A 19,471-nucleotide genomic window follows, 5' to 3' on the forward strand; every position below is an offset into this window, starting at 1 on the left:
CGGATTTTGACGACCGTTACCTACCCTGGAGTGTCATGAGCACGGACGAGCCGGCCGCCACGGCAGTGGAGGAGGAGTCCTCCCCGAGGCTGCCGAAGGACCCCTCGCGGACCCTGGTGCTCGGCGCCGCGGCACTGGCACTGGCCGGCCTCATCGCGGCGGCGATCTTCGGCGTCCAGTGGTGGATGGCCGAGAACGACGACAACGCCGGCCTGGCGGCGTCGCGTGAGGCCGTGGTCAAGGCGGGCACCAACGCGCTGAAGGCCTACACCGAAGTCGACTACAACGACCTCGACGGCTTCTTCGCCCGGCAGAAGGCCGTGTCGGACGACAAGATGGCGCAGCAGATCGACCAGTCGGCGCCCACCTTCCGCAAGGCGCTGGCGGACGCCAAGACGAAGGTCACCACGGACGTCCAGGACGTCGCCGTCGAGGAGCTGGACGACCACGAAGGCAAGGCCAGCTTCCTCGCCGCCATCGCCACCACCGTCACCCAGGGGGACAAGAGCAGCGCGAAGCCGTTGCGCCTCGAAGTCTCGATGACCCGGGTGGGCGATGATTGGAAGCTGTCCGGCATCGACAGCGTCCCCCTCGTCGCGGCCGGCCAGTGAGGCTTATTCTGGTCAGCCCGGCGCACCCCGCAGGCGGCCGCCTGACCAGCAGTTACCTTGCGCCGGGCGACGGCTGAATAAGCCTCACTAGCGTTAGCCAGAAGGAGCCCGTTGTGCCCCCCTCCCGCCGCCAGCCGCCGCGCAGCACCCCGTCGCCGTCGCGGCGTCCCCGCGTGGCCGGTCTGCGCAAGCCCCCGACGGACGAGACCGCCGCCGAGCGGACCGGGCAGCTGCCCGCCGTGCCGCCCGCGAAGCCGCGCCCGCGGCCGGCGCCGCGGCCGGTGCCCCGGCCGGCCGCCAAGCCCGCCGAGCCGGTGGAGTCCACCAGCGGGCAGCTCGACGACCTGGCGCCGGCCGAGGACACGCAGGTGTTCGCGCCGGTCGGCACCGGTGTCGAAGAGGAGCCGCAGGTCGACGCGCTCACGGGTGAGCCCTCGGCCGACGAGGAAGAAGCCCCGGCGCGGCCGGCACCGCGGCGGAAGCGGCGGGACACCGGCATCGCGAAGCCGTCCGACGTCTCCGAAGCCGAGGCAGCGGCCGCTTCGGAGGAGAAGGCCGCTCCGGCCGCAGCGGGCTCCTTCTCACACAAGCCGTACGTGCTGGCGAGCGCGCTCGTGCTCGTGGCGCTGCTCCTGGGCGGCCTGGCGTTCTGGTTCCACGTGAAGGAAGACAAGATCTCCGCGGCGACGAGCAACACCGCGCTGCTGGACGTCGCGAAGACCGCCCACGTCAAGGACGCGGTGTCGAAGGCGGCCGAGGCGCTGTTCTCCTACGACTTCAACAACATCAAGAAGACCGAGGACGCGGCGAACGACCTGCTCGCCAACGACGACGTCAAGAACAAGTACAACTCGCTGATGGGCGAGGTGAAGCGGCTGGCGCCGCAGCAGAAGATGATCGTGACGTGCAAGGTGACGCGCTCGGCGGTGATCATGCTCAACGGCGACCTGGCGAAGGTGATGGTCTTCGTCGACCAGACCTCGACCCGCACGGACACGAAGAAGACGACGGCGGGCACGGCCCAGCTCCACCTCAACGCCCAGCTCCAGGGCGACAAGTGGAAGATCACCGACATGGACACCTACAACGCGCCGAAGGTCCCGGCGGCGTCGCAGGCACCCTCGTCGGCGCCGACTTCCCCCTCGCCGACGAAGTAGCGCTTTCCGAACTACCCACGTTGGTAATGGCTCCCACCGGCGGTGTGGGCGAGTCTCGGTACGTGAAGACGTTGCGGCAGCTCGAGGTGGCTCTGATCGGTGCGGGGCTGATTGCCCGGCTCCACCTGGAAGCGTGGCTGGGTACCGGGGCCGCCGTGCGGGTGTATTCCGACGACGGCCGGGGCGTCGAGCTGGCGAAGGAGTTCGGCGCGACGGCCGCCGGGTCCCTGGAAGAGGCGCTCGACGGCGCCGACGCCGTCGACATCTGCACGCCGACCGCGAGCCACCACGAGATCGCCATGACCGCCATCGCGGCCGGCGTCGGTGTCGTGTGTGAGAAGCCACTCGCCGCCAGTGCCGAAGAGGCCGAAGAGATCGTCTCGGCCGCCGAACGGGCCGGGGTGCGGCTCTACGCCGCCCACGACGTGCGGTTCGCCGCGCCGTACGCGCGGCTGCACGAGCTCGTCGCGAGCGGGCGGCTCGGGGAAGGTGCCCTCGGCCGGTTCTCCTTCTCCGCCTACCACCCGCGGCCCTGGACCGGGCACGCCTCCGCGCGGTCGGGGGGCATCCTCACCGACCAGCTGCTGCACGGCGCCGACCTCGCGCACTGGGTCTTCGGGGACGTCGTCCGCGTGCACGCCTGCTACCAGGGCGACATCGCCACCCCGGCGCCCGAAGGGGCCGTCGCGACCGGGACCGCCGTGCTCACCCACGCCAGTGGCGCCATCAGCCAGGTCGTGAGCCGGTGGACGGCCACGCCGCGACCGCCGGTGCGGGTGGCCTTCCACGTCTCGGGCACCGGGGGCACCGTGAGCTACGACTCCGAGTGGCCGCAGGAGGTCCGGGTCGTCGACGGCGGCGCCGAGAACTTCGCTTACGGCGGGCCGTCGGTGTTCGACACCGAAATGCGGGAATTCGCCACGGCTTTCGCGGGTGGGCCCGAGCCGCGCATCGGGGCGGGGGACGCGCTGGCCGCCGTCCGGATCATCCACGCCGCCGCCGAGTCCGCGTGGACCGGGCGGGCCGTCGAACTGCCGGTGAGGGGAGCAGCGTGAAGGTCGCCATCCTGTCGTCCGCGCCCGAGGTCCACGCCGGGGCGCTGCGCGGCCTGCCGGACGTCGAAGTCGTCGCCGTGGCGGGCTGGGACGCGTTCGAGCCGGTCCGGCGGGCGGCCGAGGCCGGCGCGCGGGTGCTGTGCGAATACCCGGCCGCCGCCAAGGAAACCGACCTGAAAGCCGTGATCGACGCCGCGGGCGACCGGCTCACGGTGGCGTCTCCGGCCTGCCACGGCGAGGCGTTCGCCGTGGTGCGCAAGGGAATCGCCGACGGCGGTATCGGTGAGCTCACGACCGTCCTCGGCTCGGTGGCCACGAGGGCGGACGGGGTGCTGGGTGCCGCCGCGCCGTACCTGCTCGACCTGGCGGACGCCGTCCTCGGCGGTGAGCCCGCGCGGCAGGTGTACGCCCAGACCAATATCGTCCTCAGTGGACGCAGTGGGGAAAGCGCGGCGGTGCTCACCGTGCGGTACCGGAGCGGGAAGGTCGCGTCGTTCGACTGCCGCCGCAACGGTTCCGCGACGGGACTGCCGGCCGTCACCTTCATCGGGGACAAGGGGAGCGTCCAGTACGACGCCGGTCCGCAGCTGCTCGGCGGCGAGCGGCCCGAACCGGGTGGCGAAGACCTGCATGCCTTGATGGCCAGGGACTTCCTCGGCGGCGAGGGGGCCGGGCCGGACGGTCAGGCCGCTCTGCGGACGTTCCGGATCATCCAAGCGGCCTACGAATCGGCGCACACCGGGCAGCCCGTCGACCTGTAACGCGGTTTCGTCTCGAAAGGGCTTTCTCTTGTGCCACAGGAGGAAGCCCTTTCTTCGTGGTGCCTTCAGCGGCGGCGCGGGGCTCTACCAGAGTGAGGGATGTCGCCTTGCGGTGGCTCGCCTAGCCTGAATCGAGAATGAAAGACCGTTCTGTGCAGGGAGATCCCCCGAAATAGGTGGAGGCCGCGATGAGTGTTACGCAGGTAAAAATCGCGTTGAGCGGTGGACCGGCCGAACTGGCGCTGACGACCCGCAGTGTGGACGCTGCCGCGCTGGAGGACACGCTCAAGATTCGCCACGGGTCCGGTTACGAGCACTTTGTGCACGGTGGGGAATTCCAGGCGGTCGACGGTTCCGACCTCGCGGTCTTCCGGTGGTCGCACCGCACGAAGATCGCCGAATAAGAATTGCCGGATCTTCCACGGGAAAGGTTTCCATGACCGACGCGATTTCCTTCGAGGTGCCGTGGGCGCGGACCGACAAGTTCGACCCGCCCGCGGTATTCGACTCTCTGCGCGAAGAACGTCCGCTCGCGAAGATGGTTTACCCGGATGGGCACGTCGGCTGGCTCGTTTCCAGCTATGACCTGGTGCGCGAGGTCCTCAGTGACCCGCGGTTCAGCCACAGCTGCGAAATCGGCCACTTCCCGGTCACGCACCAGGGTCAGGTCATCCCGACCCACCCGCTGATCCCCGGCATGTTCATCCACATGGACCCGCCTGGGCACACCCGGTACCGCAAGCTGCTGACGGGCGAGTTCACCGTCCGCCGCACCAGCCGGCTGATCCCGCGCGTCGAGGCCGTGGCCGCCGAGCAGATCGAGGTCATGCGGGCCAAGGGTGCCCCCGCGGACGTCGTCGTGGACTTCGCCAAGCCGCTCGTGCTGCGGATGCTGGGCGAGCTCGTCGGCCTGCCCTACGAAGAACGCGACCGGTACGTGCCCGCGGTGACCCTCCTGCACGACGCGGAAGCGGACCCGGCCGAGGCCGCGGCCGCCTACGAGGTGGCCGGGAAGTTCTTCGACGAGGTCATCGAGCGGCGGCGGCAGCAGCCCCAGGACGACTTGATCAGCTCGCTGGTCAACGAGGACCTGACCCAGGAGGAGCTGCGCAACATCGTCACCCTGCTGCTGTTCGCCGGGTACGAGACCACGGAGGGCGCGCTCGCGACCGGCGTCTTCGCGCTGCTGCACCACACCGATCAGCTGGCGGCACTGCGCGCGGAGCCGGAAAAGCTCGACGCCGCGATCGAGGAGCTGCTGCGCTACCTGACCGTCAACCAGTACCACACCTACCGCACCGCGCTGGAGGACGTGAAGCTGGCGGGCGAGCTGGTCAAGGAGGGCGACACGGTGACGGTGTCGCTGCCCGCGGCCAACCGCGACCCGGCCAAGTTCGGCTGCCCGGCGGAGCTGGACATCGAGCGCGACACCTCCGGCCACGTCGCGTTCGGCTTCGGCATCCACCAGTGCCTGGGCCAGAACCTGGCGCGCATCGAGCTCCGCGCCGGCTTCACGGCGCTCCTGCGGGCGTTCCCCGAGCTCCGGCTGGCCGTCCCGGCCGACGAGGTTCCGCTGCGGCTGAAGGGTTCCGTCTTCTCGGTGAAGAAGCTCCCCGTCTCCTGGTGAGCGTTCTTCCCCTCGAACACCCGAAAGGATCTGCGGCACAGTGCGCACCGATCTCATCAAGCCACTTCACGTCGCACTCCTGGAGAACGCGACCCGCTTCGCCGGCAAGCCGGCCTTCGCCGACGACCACCGGGCGGTCACCTACGGCGACCTCGAGGCGCGGACGCGCCGGCTGGCCGGGCACCTGGCCGGCCTCGGCGTCCGGCACGGGGACCGGGTGGCGATCTGCCTCGGCAACCGGGTGTCCACTGTGGAGAGTTACTTCGCGGTCCTGCGCGCGGGCGCCGTCGGCGTGCCGCTCAACCCCGGGTCGGCGACGGCCGAGCTCGAGTACCCGCTGACCGACAGCGGCGCCACGGTGGTCATCACCGACGCCGCCCAGGCGGCCCGGCTCCGGCTCGCGCCGCACGTCGAGCTGCTGGTGACCGGCGACGACGTCCCGGCGGGCGCGCACCCGTACGACGAACTCGCCGTCAGCGAACCGGCCGAGCCCGCCGCGGACGACCTCGAACTCGACGAGCCGGCGTGGATGTTCTACACGTCGGGGACGACCGGGCGGCCCAAGGGCGTCCTGTCCACGCAACGCAACTGCCTCTGGTCCGTCGCCTCCTGCTACGTGCCGTTCCCCGGGCTGTCGGACTCCGACCGGGTGCTCTGGCCGCTCCCGCTGTTCCACAGCCTTTCGCACATCGCCTGCGTCCTGTCCGCCACGGTCGTCGGCGCCACCGTCCGGATCGCCGACGGCAGCTCCGCCGACGACGTGATGCGGCTGATCCAGGCGGAGGGCTCGACGTTCCTGGCCGGCGTGCCGACCACCTACCACCACCTGGTGCGGGCCGCCCGGCAGCGCGGCTTCTCGGCGCCGAGCCTGCGGATCGGCTTGGCCGGGGGCGCGGTCCTCGGCGCCGGGCTGCGGAGCGAGTTCGAAGAAACCTTCGGGGTCCCGCTGATCGACGCCTACGGCAGCACCGAGACGTGCGGGGCCATCACCATGAACCCGCCGGACGGCGCCCGCGTCGACGGCTCCTGCGGCCGGCCCGTGCCGGGCGTCGACGTGCGGGTCGTCGACCCCGAGACCGGCCTCGACGTCCCCGCCGGCCAGGAGGGCGAGGTCTGGGTCAGCGGGCCGAACGTCATGCTCGGCTACCACAACAGCCCGGAAGCGACCGCCGCGGCGATGCGGGACGGCTGGTTCCGGACCGGCGACCTGGCCCGGCGCGACGACGCCGGCTACTTCACCATCTGCGGCCGGATCAAGGAACTCGTCATCCGGGGCGGCGCGAACATCCACCCCGGCGAGGTCGAGGCGGTCCTGCGCACCGTCGACGGCGTCGCCGACGCCGCGGTCGGCGGCGCCCCGCACGACACGCTCGGCGAGGTACCGGTCGCCTACGTCATTCCCGGGCCGTCCGGGTTCGACCCCGCGGCGCTGATCGATAAGTGCCGCGCACAGCTGTCCGCCTACAAGGTGCCGGAGCGGATCCTCGAAGTCGCCCACATCCCGCGGACCGCGTCGGGCAAGATCCGGCGGGGCCTGCTGGCCGGCGAGCCCGCACAGCTGCGGTACGCCGCGACCGAACACGAAGAACAGTCCCGGCACGCCGACGAGACCGTCGCGGCGGCGCTGCGCGCCCGGCTGTCCGGTTTGGACGAACGCACCCAGAACGAGCTGCTCGAAGACCTCGTCCGCAGCCAAGCCGCCGACGTGCTGGGGCAGCCGGTCCCGGCCGGGCGCGCGTTCCGCGACCTCGGCTTCACGTCGCTGGCCATCGTGGAGCTGCGCAACCGGCTGACCGAGCACACCGGTCTGTGGCTGCCCGCCAGCGCCGTCTTCGACCACCCCACGCCGGCGGCGCTGGCCGCCCGCGTCCGGGCCGGGCTCCTCGGGATCAGGCAGGCCGTCGCCGAGCCGGTCGTGGCGGCCGGCCCGGGCGAGCCGATCGCGATCGTGGGGATGGCGTGCCGCCTGCCGGGTGGCGTGGCTTCCCCGGACGACCTGTGGCGGCTGGTGGCCGAGCGCGCCGACGCCGTCTCGGAGTTCCCCGGCGACCGCGGCTGGGACCTGGAAAGCCTGATCGACCCGGACCGGGAACGCGCCGGGACGTCGTACGTCGGCCAGGGCGGGTTCCTGCACGACGCCGGGCAGTTCGACGCGGCGTTCTTCGGGATCTCGCCGCGCGAGGCCGTCGCGATGGACCCGCAGCAGCGGTTGCTGCTGGAGACGTCGTGGGAGGCCCTCGAACACGCCGGGGTCGACCCGATCGCGTTGAAGGGCACCGACACCGGGGTGTTCTCCGGCCTGATGGGCCAGGGTTACGGATCAGGCGCGGTGTCGCCGGAACTCGAAGGCTTCGTCACCACCGGTGTCGCGTCGAGCGTGGCCTCGGGCCGGGTGTCGTACGTGCTGGGCCTGGAAGGCCCGGCGGTCACCGTGGACACGGCGTGCTCGTCGTCGCTGGTCGCGATGCACCTGGCCGCGCAGGCGCTGCGGCAGGGCGAGTGCTCGATGGCGCTCGCCGGCGGCGTCACGGTGATGGCCACCCCCGGCTCGTTCGTCGAGTTCTCCCGCCAGCGCGCGCTGGCGCCCGACGGGCGGTGCAAGGCCTTCGCGGCGGCGGCCGACGGCACCGGCTGGTCCGAAGGCGTGGGCGTGGTCGTCCTCGAGCGGCTGTCGGTGGCACGCGAGCGCGGGCACCGCGTGCTGGCGGTCCTGCGCGGCAGCGCGGTCAACCAGGACGGCGCCTCGAACGGGCTCACCGCGCCGAACGGCCTCTCGCAGCAGCGGGTCATCCGCCGCGCGCTGGCCGCGGCCGGGCTGGCCCCGTCCGACGTGGACGCCGTCGAAGCGCACGGGACCGGGACGACCCTGGGCGACCCGATCGAGGCGCAGGCGCTGCTGGCCACCTACGGGCAGGAGCGGGAGCAGCCGTTGTGGCTCGGGTCGCTCAAGTCGAACATCGGGCACGCGCAGGCGGCCGCGGGTGTGGCGGGCGTGATCAAGATGGTCCAGGCCCTCCGGTACGAGACCTTGCCGCCGACGCTGCATGTCGACAAGCCGACCGCCGAGGTGGACTGGTCCGCCGGTGCGGTCTCGTTGCTGACGGAAGCCCGCGCGTGGCCGAGGAACGGCCGGCCGCGCCGGGCCGGTGTGTCGTCGTTCGGCGTCAGCGGGACCAACGCGCACCTGATCATCGAAGAAGCCCCCGCCGAAGAGCCGGTGCCCGTGCCGGAAGCCGCGGTGGTGCCGCTGGTCGTGTCGGCGCGGAGCGCGGCCGCGCTGTCCGGGCAGGCCGAGCGTCTGGCGTCCTTCCTCGAAGGTGACGTCTCGCTGACCGAGGTGGCCGGAGCGCTGGTGTCGCGCCGGGCGGCGCTGGACGAGCGCGCGGTCGTCGTGGCCGGTTCGCGCGAGGAAGCCGTGACCGGGCTGCGGGCGCTGAACGCGGCCGGTCCGGGGACACCGGGCAAGGTCGTGTGGGTCTTCCCCGGCCAGGGGACGCAGTGGACCGGGATGGGCCGCGAGCTGCTGGAGTCCTCGCCGGTGTTCGCCGCGCGGATCGCCGAGTGTGCGAGGGCGCTCGAGCCGTGGATCGACTGGTCGCTGCTCGATGTCCTCCGCGGTGACGGCGATCTGGACCGGGTCGATGTGCTGCAGCCCGCGTGCTTTGCGGTGATGGTCGGGCTGGCCGCCGTGTGGGAGTCCGTGGGTGTGCGCCCGGACGCCGTCGTCGGCCACTCGCAGGGTGAGATCGCCGCTGCGTGCGTGTCGGGTGCGTTGTCGCTGGAAGACGCGGCGAAGGTGGTCGCCCTGCGCAGCCAGGCCATCGCGGCGGAACTCTCCGGCCGCGGCGGGATGGCGTCGGTCGCCTCGGGCGAGGACGACGTGGTCTCGAAGCTGGTGGACGGGGTCGAGGTGGCCGCGGTCAACAGCCCGTCGTCGGTGGTGATCGCCGGGGATGCGCAGGCCCTCGACGCGACCCTCGTAATCCTGTCCGGGGAAGGCATCCGGGTGCGGCGGGTGGCGGTGGACTACGCCTCGCACACCCGGCATGTCGAGGACATCCGCGACACTCTTGCCGAGACCTTGGCCGGGATCGGTGCGCAGGCACCGACCGTGCCGTTCTACTCCACCGTCACGAGCGAGTGGGTGCGCGAAGCCGGGGTCCTGGACGGCGGCTACTGGTACCGGAACCTGCGCAGCCAGGTCCGGTTCGGGGCGGCCGCGGCAGCTCTCCTCGAGCAGGGACACACGGTGTTCGTCGAGGTCAGTGCGCACCCGGTGACGGTCCAGCCCTTGAGCGAGCTCACCGGGGACGCGATCGGGACATTGCGGCGTGACGACGGTGGCCTGCGGCGCTTGCTGGCTTCGATGGGCGAGCTGTTCGTCCGCGGCATCGACGTGGACTGGACAGCGATGGTGCCTGCCGCCGGTTGGGTCGACCTGCCGACCTACGCCTTCGAGCACCGGCACTACTGGCTCGAGCCCGCCGCGCCCGCGTCGGCCGGGGACCCGCTGCTGGGCACGATCGTCACCACCCCCGGCTCGGCTCGGGTCACGGCCGTGGCGCAGTGGTCGCGCCGGGCGCAGCCCTGGGCGGTGGACGGCTTGGTGCCGAACGCGGCGCTGGTCGAGGCGGCCATCCGGCTCGGCGACCTGGCCGGCACCCCCGTCCTCGGCGAACTGGTCGTCGACGCGCCGGTGGTGCTGCCGCGGCGCGGTGGCCGCGAGGTCCAGCTGATCGCCGGCGAGCCCGGTGAGACGCGCGAGCGGCCGATCGAGGTCTTTTCCCGCGAGGCGGACGAGCCGTGGACGCGACACGCCCACGGCACCCTGGCCCCTCTCGCCGCCGCCGCGGTGACGGACTCGGCGGCGGCGGGAGTCACCACCGAGGTCACCGTGGACGGCCTTCGCGACGCGGACCGGTACGGGATCCACCCGGCGCTGCTGGACGCGGCCGTCCGCACGGTCGTCGGCGACGACCTGCTGCCGTCCCGCTGGACCGGCGTGTCCCTGCTGGCCGCCGGGGCCACGACCGTGACCGTGACGCCGACGGCGACCGGCCTGCGGCTGACCGACCCGGCCGGGCAGCCCGTCCTGACCGTCGAGGCGGTGCACGGCACGCCGCGCGCTCCCGAGCAGGGGATCACCGACGCGCTCTTCCACGTCGGCTGGACGGAAATCCCGCTGCCCACCGCCGACGCCACGGACTTCGTGCCGTACGAGGCCACCTCGGCCGAGGCGACGCTCGGTGCGCTCCAGGCCTGGCTGGCCGACCCCTCGGAAACCCGGCTGGCCGTGATCACGGGGGACAGCGGCGAACCCGGCGCGGCCGCGATCTGGGGCCTGGTGCGCTCGGCGCAGTCGGAGCACCCGGACCGGATCGTGCTGGCCGACCTCGACGACCATTCCCTGTTGGCTGCCGTGGTGGCAAGCGGCGAACCGCAGGTCAGGGTGCGCGGCGGCGTCGCTTCGGTACCGCGGCTGGCCCGGGTTTCGCCCCGGCGGGACGCGCGGCCGCTCGACCCCGAGGGCACCGTCCTGATCACCGGCGGCACCGGCACGCTCGGCGCGCTGACCGCCCGGCACCTCGTCACCGCGCACGGCGTCCGGCACCTGGTGCTGGTCAGCCGCCGCGGCGAAGCGCCCGAGCTGCAGGAAGAGCTGACCGCGCTCGGCGCGTCCGTCACCATCGCCTCCTGCGACGTGGCAGACCGGGCGCAGCTCGAAGGCGTCCTGCGGGCGATCCCGGCCGAGCACCCGCTCACCGCCGTGATCCACACCGCCGGCGTCCTCGACGACGGCGTCGTCACCGAGCTGACCCCGGACCGGCTCGCCACGGTGCGGCGGCCGAAGGTCGACGCCGCCCGGCTGCTGGACGAGCTCACCCGGGACGCCGACCTCGCCGCGTTCGTGCTGTTCTCCTCGGCGGCCGGCGTGCTGGGCAACCCCGGCCAGGCCGGGTACGCGGCGGCCAACGCCGAGCTGGATGCGCTGGCCCGCACGCGGAACAGCCGCGGCCTGCCCGCGGTGTCCATCGCCTGGGGCTACTGGGCGGCGGTCAGCGGCATGACCGAGCACCTGGGCGCCGCCGACCTGCGGCGCAACCAGCGGATCGGCATGTCCGGGCTCCCCGCCGACGAGGGCATGGCGCTGCTCGACGCCGCCATCGGCACCGGTGGCGCGCTGGTCGCGGCCAAGTTCGACGTGCCGGCGCTGCGGGCCACGGCGAAGGCCGGCGGCCCGGTGCCGCCGCTGCTGCGCGGCCTGGCCCCGCTGCCGCGCCGGGCGGCCGCCAAGACCGCGTCGCTGACCGAACGGCTGGCCGGGCTGGGTGAGACCGAGCAGGCCGCGGTCCTGCTCGATCTGGTCCGGCGGCACGCCGCCGAGGTGCTCGGCCACTCGGGCGCCGACTCCGTCCATTCAGGACGGACGTTCAAGGACGCCGGCTTCGATTCGCTGACCGCGGTGGAGCTGCGGAACCGCCTCGCGGCCGCGACCGGGCTCACCCTGTCCCCGGCGATGATCTTCGACTACCCGAAGCCCCCGGCGCTCGCGGAACACCTGCGCACCAAGCTCTTCGGCGAAGGCACACCGCGGCCGGCCGAGATCGGCACCGCCGCGGCCGAGGAGCCGATCGCGATCGTCGCGATGGCGTGCCGCTTCCCCGGCGGCGTGCACAGCCCGGAGGACCTGTGGCGGCTGGTCGCCGACGGCGCCGACGCCGTCACCGAGTTCCCCGCCGACCGCGGCTGGGACACCGACCGGCTCTACCACGAAGACCCCGACCACGAAGGCACCACGTACGTCCGGCACGGCGCTTTCCTCGACGACGCCGCCGGGTTCGACGCCGCCTTCTTCGGCATCTCACCGAACGAGGCACTGGCCATGGACCCCCAGCAGCGGCTGCTGCTGGAGACGTCCTGGGAGCTGTTCGAACGGGCCGCGATCGACCCGACCACCCTGGCCGGGCAGGAAATCGGCGTCTTCGCCGGCGTCAACAGCCACGACTACAGCATGCGGATGCACCGGGCCGCCGGTGTCGAGGGCTTCCGGCTCACCGGTGGCTCGGCGAGCGTCCTCTCCGGCCGCGTCGCCTACCACTTCGGCGTCGAAGGCCCGGCCGTCACGGTCGACACGGCGTGCTCGTCTTCGCTGGTGGCGCTGCACATGGCGGTGCAGGCGCTGCAGCGCGGCGAGTGCTCGATGGCGCTCGCGGGCGGCGTGATGGTGATGGGCACCGTCGAGACGTTCGTCGAGTTCTCGCGGCAGCGCGGGCTGGCCCCCGACGGCCGCTGCAAGGCGTTCGCCGACGGCGCGGACGGCACCGGCTGGTCCGAGGGTGTCGGGCTGCTCCTGGTGGAGCGGCTGTCCGAGGCCCGGCGCCGGGGCCACCAGGTCCTGGCCGTCGTCCGCGGGTCGGCGGTGAACTCCGACGGCGCGTCGAACGGCCTGACGGCGCCGAACGGCCCGTCCCAGCAGCGCGTGATCCGCAAGGCGCTCGCCGCCGCCGGACTGTCCACATCGGACGTCGACGCGGTGGAGGCGCACGGCACCGGGACGACCCTGGGCGACCCGATCGAGGCCGAGGCGCTGCTGGCCACCTACGGCCAGGACCGGGAAACGCCGCTGTGGCTGGGGTCGGTGAAGTCGAACCTCGGGCACACGCAGGCCGCGGCCGGCGTCGCGGGCGTGATCAAGATGGTGCTGGCCATGCGGCACGGCGTCCTGCCCAAGACGCTGCACGTCGACCGGCCGTCGTCGCACGTGGACTGGTCGGCGGGTGCGGTGGAACTGCTGACCGAGGCCCGCGAGTGGGCGAGCAACGGCCACCCCCGCCGCGCGGGCGTGTCCTCGTTCGGCATCGGCGGCACCAACGCGCACGTCGTCCTGGAAGAGGTGCCCGCGCCGAACGTGGTGCCGACGCCGGAGCCTGCCGAGTTCCTGGTGCCGGTGCTCCTTTCGGCGCGGACGTCGGCTGGCCTGCGCGACCAGGCCGAACGGCTCGCCGGCTTCCTCGGCGAGCGGCCCGATGTCCGGGTCGTCGACGCAGCCCACGCGCTCGCCACCACGCGGGCCCAGCTCGACCACCGGGCTGTCGTCCTGGCTTCCGACCGGGAACAGCTCCGCGGTGACCTCGCCGCCTTCGGCCCCGGCGTCGTGACCGGGACGCCGGTCGACGGCAAGCTGGCGATCCTCTTCACCGGCCAGGGCAGCCAGTGGGCCGGCATGGGCCGCGAACTCGCCGAGACGTTCCCGGTCTTCCGCGAGGCCTTCGAGGCCGCGTGCGACGCCGTGGACGCGCACCTGCGCGAACGTCCGCTGCGCGAGGTCGTGTTCGGCGACAGCGCGCTGCTCGACCAGACGATGTACACCCAGGGCGGGCTGTTCGCGGTGGAGACCGCGTTGTTCCGGCTCTTCGAGTCCTGGGGCGTCCGCCCGGATCTCCTCGCCGGCCACTCGATCGGCGAGTTCGCCGCCGCGCACGTGTCCGGGGTGCTCGACCTGGCCGAGGCGGGCGAACTGGTCGCCGCGCGCGGCCGGCTCATGCAGGCGCTGCCCGCGGGCGGCGCGATGGTCGCCGTCCAGGCGACCGAGGACGAGGTCGCGCCCCTGCTCGGCGACACCGTCTGCGTCGCCGCGGTCAACGGCCCGGACTCGGTGGTCCTTTCGGGAGCCGAAACCGCCGTGCTCGCCGTCGCGGCCGAACTGGCGGGCCGCGGCCGCAAGACGCGGCGGCTGGCGGTCAGCCACGCCTTCCACTCGCCGCTCGTGGAGCCGATGCTCGACGACTTCCGCGCCGTCGCGGAACGCGTGACGTACCGGCCCGGTGCCCTGCCCGTCGTCTCGACGCTGACCGGGGAACTCGCCCCGCTCGACACGCCGGGCTACTGGGTCGACCAGGTCCGCGGCGCCGTGCGGTTCAGCGACGCCGTCACCACGCTGAGCGGCCAGGGCGCGACGACGTTCCTCGAACTCGGCCCGGGCGGGGCGCTGGCCGCCATGGCGCTCGGCACGCTCGGCGGGCCGGAACAGAGCTGCGTCGCCACCTTGCGCAAGAACGGCGCCGAGGTGCCCGACGTCCTCACCGCGCTCGCGGAGCTGCACGTGCGTGGCGTGGCCGTGGACTGGACGAGCGTGCTCGACCGGCCGGGTACCGCGGTCGGGACCGTCCTGCCCACCTACGCGTTCCAGCACCAGCGTTTCTGGGTCGACGCCGGCGAACCGGCGGCGGTCAGCGTCACCCCGCCGCCGGCGGAGCCGAAGGCGGACCGCCCGGTGCAGGACGTGCTGGAGCTGGTCCGGGAGAGTGCCGCGGTGGTGCTCGGGCACCGGGAAGCGGACGGGTTCGACCTCGACCGGTCCTTCAAGGACCACGGGTTCGACTCCCTCAGCGCGATCAAGCTGCGCAACCGCCTGCGCGACTTCACCGGCGTGGAGCTGCCCAGCACGCTGATCTTCGACTACCCGAACCCGGCCGTCCTCGCAGACCACCTGCGGGCCGAGCTACTCGGCGAGCGCCCGGCCGCGCCGGTGCCGGTGACGCGGGACGTCTCCGACGAGCCGATCGCGATCGTCGGCATGAGCACCCGGCTGCCCGGCGGAGCGGACAGCCCCGAAGAGCTGTGGAACCTGGTCGCGGAAGGGCGGGACGCGGTCTCGGGCTTCCCCGTCGACCGCGGCTGGGACCTCGACGGCCTCTACCACCCGGACCCCGCCCACGCCGGGACGAGCTACACGCGTTCGGGCGGCTTCCTGCACGACGCGGCCCAGTTCGACGCCGGGCTCTTCGGGATCTCACCGCGCGAAGCCCTGGCCATGGACCCCCAGCAGCGGCTGCTGCTGGAGACGTCGTGGGAAGCCCTGGAGCGGGCGGGGGTCGACCCGCTGTCCGCCCGCGGCAGCGACGTCGGCGTCTTCACCGGGATCGTCCACCACGACTACGTGACGCGGCTGCGCGAAGTACCCGAGGACGTCCAGGGCTACACGATGACCGGGACGGCTTCGAGTGTCGCGTCCGGCCGGGTGGCTTACGTGTTCGGCTTCGAGGGCCCGGCGGTCACCGTGGACACGGCGTGTTCCTCGTCGCTGGTCGCCATGCACCTCGCGGCGCAGGCGCTGCGGCAGGGCGAGTGCTCGATGGCCCTGGCGGGTGGCGCGACCGTGATGGCCAGCCCGGACGCCTTCCTGGAGTTCTCCCGCCAGCGCGGCCTGTCCGCCGACGGGCGGTGCAAGGCCTACGCGGAGGGCGCGGACGGCACGGGCTGGGCCGAGGGCGTCGGCGTGGTCGTCCTCGAACGGCTTTCGGTGGCGCGCGAGCGTGGCCACCGCGTCTTGGCGGTCCTGCGCGGCAGCGCGGTGAACCAGGACGGCGCTTCGAACGGCCTGACCGCGCCGAACGGGCCGTCGCAGCAGCGGGTGATCCGCGGCGCGCTGGCGAGCGCCGGGCTGGCACCGTCCGATGTGGACGTCGTCGAGGGCCACGGGACCGGGACGGCGCTGGGCGACCCGATCGAGGTCCAGGCGCTGCTGGCCACCTACGGGCAGGACCGGGACCAGCCGTTGTACCTGGGGTCGCTGAAGTCGAACATCGGGCACACGCAGGCGGCCGCCGGGGTCGTCGGCGTGATCAAGATGATCATGGCCATGCGCCACGGCGTCATGCCGGCCACGCTGCACGCCGACGAGCCCACGAGCCAGGTGGACTGGTCGGCGGGCGCGATCGAGGTGCTCACCGAGGCGCGGGAGTGGCCGGCCAACGGCCGTCCGCGCCGCGCGGGCGTGTCCTCCTTCGGGGCCAGCGGCACCAACGCGCACCTGATCATCGAGGAAGGCCCCGCCGAAGAACCCGTGGACGACGAGGCGGCCTCCGTGGTGCCGCTGGTCGTCTCCGCGCGCAGCACCGGTTCCCTGGCCGGGCAGGCCGGCCGGCTGGCCGCGTTCCTCGAGACCGGGTCGTTGGCGGGGGTGGCCGGAGCCCTGGTTTCCGGCCGCGCGACGCTGAACGAGCGTGCGGTCGTGATCGCGGGCTCGGGCGACGAGGCCCGGGAAGGCCTGCAGGCACTGGCCCGCGGGGAGAACGCGCCCGGCGTCGTGACCGGGACCGCGGGCCAGCCGGGCAAGGTCGTCTGGGTGTTCCCCGGCCAGGGCTCGCAGTGGGCGGGCATGGGCCGGGAACTCCTGGATGCCTCGCCGGTGTTCGCCGCGCGGATCAAGGAATGCGCTGCCGCACTGGAACAGTGGACCGACTGGTCGCTGCTCGACGTGCTGCGCGGCGACGCCGATCTGCTGGACCGGGTCGACGTCGTGCAGCCCGCGAGCTTCGCGATGATGGTCGGGCTCGCCGCGGTGTGGACCTCTCTGGGCGTGGTCCCGGACGCGGTGCTGGGCCACTCCCAGGGCGAGATCGCCGCGGCGTGCGTGTCCGGGGCGCTGTCGCTGGACGACGCGGCGAAGGTGGTCGCGTTGCGCAGCCAGGCGATCGCCGCGGAATTGGCCGGCCGCGGCGGGATGGCGTCGGTCGCGCTGAGCGAAGAAGACGCGCTCGCGCGGCTGGCGCCGTGGGCGGACCGGGTCGAGGTGGCCGCGGTCAACAGCCCCTCCTCGGTCGTCATCGCGGGCGACGCGCAGGCCCTGGACGAGGCCCTGGAAGCGCTGGAAACCGACGGCGTCCGGGTGCGGCGGGTCGCGGTGGACTACGCCTCGCACACCCGGCACGTCGAGGCCGTCGCCGAAACCCTGGCCGGGTCACTGGCCGGGATCGACGCGCGGGTTCCGGTGCTCCCGTTCTACTCCACCGTCCTCGGCGCGTGGATCGAGGACGCCGTCGTCGACGCGGGCTACTGGTACCGGAACCTGCGGCAGCAGGTGCGGTTCGGCCCCTCGGTGGCGGACCTGGCCGCGCTGGGACACACGGTGTTCGTGGAGATCAGCGCCCACCCGGTGCTGGTCCAGCCGCTGAGCGAGATCAGCGACGACGCCGTGGTGACCGGGTCGCTGCGCCGGGACGACGGGGGTCTCCGCCGCCTGCTGGCCTCGGCGGCCGAGCTGCACGTCCGGGGCGTGGCCGTGGACTGGACGGCGGCGGTGCCCGCGGCCGGCTGGGTGGACCTGCCGACGTACGCTTTCGACCGGCGGCACTTCTGGCTGCACGAAGCCGAGACCGCCGAAGCCGCCGAGGGCATGGACGGCGAGTTCTGGACCGCCGTCGAACAGTCCGATGTGGACAGCCTGGCCGAGCTGCTCGACCTGGTGCCGGAGCAGCGCGGGGCGCTCAGCACCGTCGTGCCCGTGCTCGCGGAGTGGCGCGACCGGCGCCGCGAGCGCTCGACCGCGGAAAAACTGCGCTACCAGGTCACCTGGCTGCCCTTGGAGCGCGAAGCCACCGGCGTGCCGGGCGGCCGCTGGCTGGTCGTCGTCCCGGCCGGCGCCACCCACGCGCTTCTGGAGGAGCTGACCGGCCAGGGCCTCGACATCGTCCGGCTGGAGATCGAGGAAGCCTCCCGGGAACCGCTTGCCGAGCGGTTGCGGGGTGTCCTGGCGGAGCACGACGTCACCGGCGTGCTGTCGCTGCTCGCTCTCGACGGCGGGCCCGCGGACGCGACCGAGATCACCGCTTCGACGCTCGCGCTGGTCCAGGCCCTTGGCGACGCCAACGTCGCCGCGCCGCTGTGGTGCCTCACCTCCGGCGCGGTGAACATCGGCATCCAGGACGCCGTGACCGCACCGGCCCAGGCGGCCGTCTGGGGGCTCGGCCGCGCCGTCGCGCTGGAGCGCCTCGACCGGTGGGGCGGCCTGGTCGACTTGCCGGCCGCGATCGACGCGCGCACGGCTCAGGCGCTGCTCGGTGTCCTCAACGGCGCCGCCGGGGAAGACCAGCTCGCGGTCCGGCGGTCGGGCGTCTACCGCAGGCGGCTGGTCCGCAAGCCCGTGCCGGAGTCCGCGGCGAGCCGGTGGGAGCCCCGCGGCACGGTCCTGGTGACCGGCGGGGCCGAAGGGCTCGGCCGGCACGCCTCGGTGTGGCTCGCGCGGTCCGGCGCCGAACGGCTCATCGTCACCGGCACCGACGGCGTCGAGGAACTGACGGCCGAGCTGGCCGAGTTCGACACCACGGTCCGGTTCTGCGCCGGCACCGACCGGGACGCGCTCGCGCGGCTGGTGGCGGACTCGGAGGTCACCGCGGTGGTGCACGCCGCCGACATCGCGCAGACCAGCTCGGTCGACGACACCGGGCCGGCCGACCTCGACGAGGTGTTCACCGCGAAGGTGACCACGGCGGTGTGGCTGGACCAGCTGTTCGAGGACACCCCGCTGGACGCCTTCGTCGTGTTCTCCTCCATCGCCGGCATCTGGGGCGGCGGCGGGCAGGGCCCGGCCGGGGCGGCGAACGCCGTCCTCGACGCCCTGGTCGAATGGCGCCGGGCCCGCGGCCTCAAGGCGACGTCGATCGCCTGGGGTGCCCTGGACCAGCTCGGCATCGGCATGGACGAGGCCGCCCTCGCCCAGCTGCGCCGCCGCGGTGTCATCCCGATGGCGCCGCCGCTGGCGGTCACCGCGATGGTGCAGGCCGTTGCCGGCAACGAGAAGGCCGTGGCGGTGGCCGACATGGACTGGGCCGCCTTCATCCCCGCCTTCACCTCGGTCCGGCCCAGCCCGCTGTTCGCCGATCTGCCCGAGGCGAAGGCGATCCTGCAGGCGGTGCAGGACGACGGCGAAGACGGCGACACGGCCTCGTCGCTCGCGGACTCCCTGCGCGCGGTCCCGGACGCCGAGCAGAACCGCATCCTGCTGAAGCTGGTCCGCGGCCACGCCTCGACGGTGCTCGGCCACAGCGGTGCCGAGGGGATCGGCCCGCGCCAGGCGTTCCAGGAGGTCGGCTTCGACTCCCTGGCCGCGGTCAACCTCCGCAACAGCCTGCACGCGGCCACCGGGCTCCGGCTGCCGGCGACGCTGATCTTCGACTACCCCACCCCGGAGGCGCTGGTCGGCTACCTGCGCGTCGAGCTCCTCCGGGAGGCCGACGACGGCCTGGACGGGCGGGAAGACGACCTCCGGCGGGTTCTCGCGGCGGTGCCGTTCGCCCGCTTCAAGGAGGCGGGCGTGCTGGACACCCTGCTCGGCCTCGCCGACACCGACACCGACGCGGGCGCGGAGCCGGCGGCCCCCGAACCGGCCGCCGACGACGCAGAACTGATCGACGCACTGGACATCTCCGGTCTCGTGCAACGAGCCCTCGGGCAGACGAGCTGACCGCCGATGGCGAAC

The 19,471-nt window shown here is 73.2% G+C and carries 7 protein-coding genes; all 7 read left to right on the forward strand.

The window, feature by feature from the left end:
* Positions 1-35 precede the first annotated feature (35 nt).
* On the forward strand, positions 36-611 hold the full coding sequence (locus ACFVYA_RS01310) for a hypothetical protein (protein WP_285988049.1): 576 nt from the start codon (positions 36-38) through the stop codon (positions 609-611).
* 173 nt (positions 612-784) lie between these two features.
* Positions 785-1,768: a hypothetical protein gene (locus ACFVYA_RS01315; protein WP_387041221.1), complete on the forward strand. Its 984-nt coding sequence runs from the start codon at positions 785-787 to the stop codon at positions 1,766-1,768.
* 62 nt (positions 1,769-1,830) lie between these two features.
* Complete coding sequence (locus ACFVYA_RS01320; protein ID WP_387041030.1) at positions 1,831-2,823, forward strand: Gfo/Idh/MocA family protein; 993 nt, start codon at positions 1,831-1,833, stop codon at positions 2,821-2,823.
* On the forward strand, positions 2,820-3,584 hold the full coding sequence (locus ACFVYA_RS01325; RefSeq protein ID WP_387041032.1) for a Gfo/Idh/MocA family protein: 765 nt from the start codon (positions 2,820-2,822) through the stop codon (positions 3,582-3,584). The genes ACFVYA_RS01320 and ACFVYA_RS01325 overlap by 4 nt, the downstream gene beginning before the upstream one ends.
* Positions 3,585-3,760: 176 nt before the next feature.
* Positions 3,761-3,988, forward strand: a complete 228-nt coding sequence (locus tag ACFVYA_RS01330; protein WP_387041035.1) for a DUF5988 family protein — start codon at positions 3,761-3,763, stop codon at positions 3,986-3,988.
* Between the two features lie 32 nt (positions 3,989-4,020).
* The gene (locus ACFVYA_RS01335; RefSeq protein WP_387041038.1) at positions 4,021-5,211 is read left to right on the forward strand and encodes a cytochrome P450; all 1,191 of its coding nucleotides are present in this window, start codon (positions 4,021-4,023) and stop codon (positions 5,209-5,211) included.
* Positions 5,212-5,251: 40 nt separating this feature from the next.
* A complete protein-coding gene (locus ACFVYA_RS01340; RefSeq protein WP_387041041.1) occupies positions 5,252-19,456 on the forward strand; it encodes a type I polyketide synthase in 14,205 nt (4,734 codons plus the stop codon).
* Positions 19,457-19,471 lie beyond the last annotated feature (15 nt).

The sequence above is a fragment of the Amycolatopsis sp. NPDC058278 genome (assembly GCF_042881395.1).
Taxonomy (GTDB): Bacteria; Actinomycetota; Actinomycetes; order Mycobacteriales; family Pseudonocardiaceae; genus Amycolatopsis.

Excerpts from the sequence above, each read along its gene's own strand:
- ACFVYA_RS01310 (WP_285988049.1), top strand. The coding sequence starts at position 36 with ATGAGCACGGACGAGCCGGCCGCCACGGCAGTGGAGGAGGAGTCCTCC.
- ACFVYA_RS01335 (WP_387041038.1), top strand. The coding sequence starts at position 4,021 with ATGACCGACGCGATTTCCTTCGAGGTGCCGTGGGCGCGGACCGACAAG.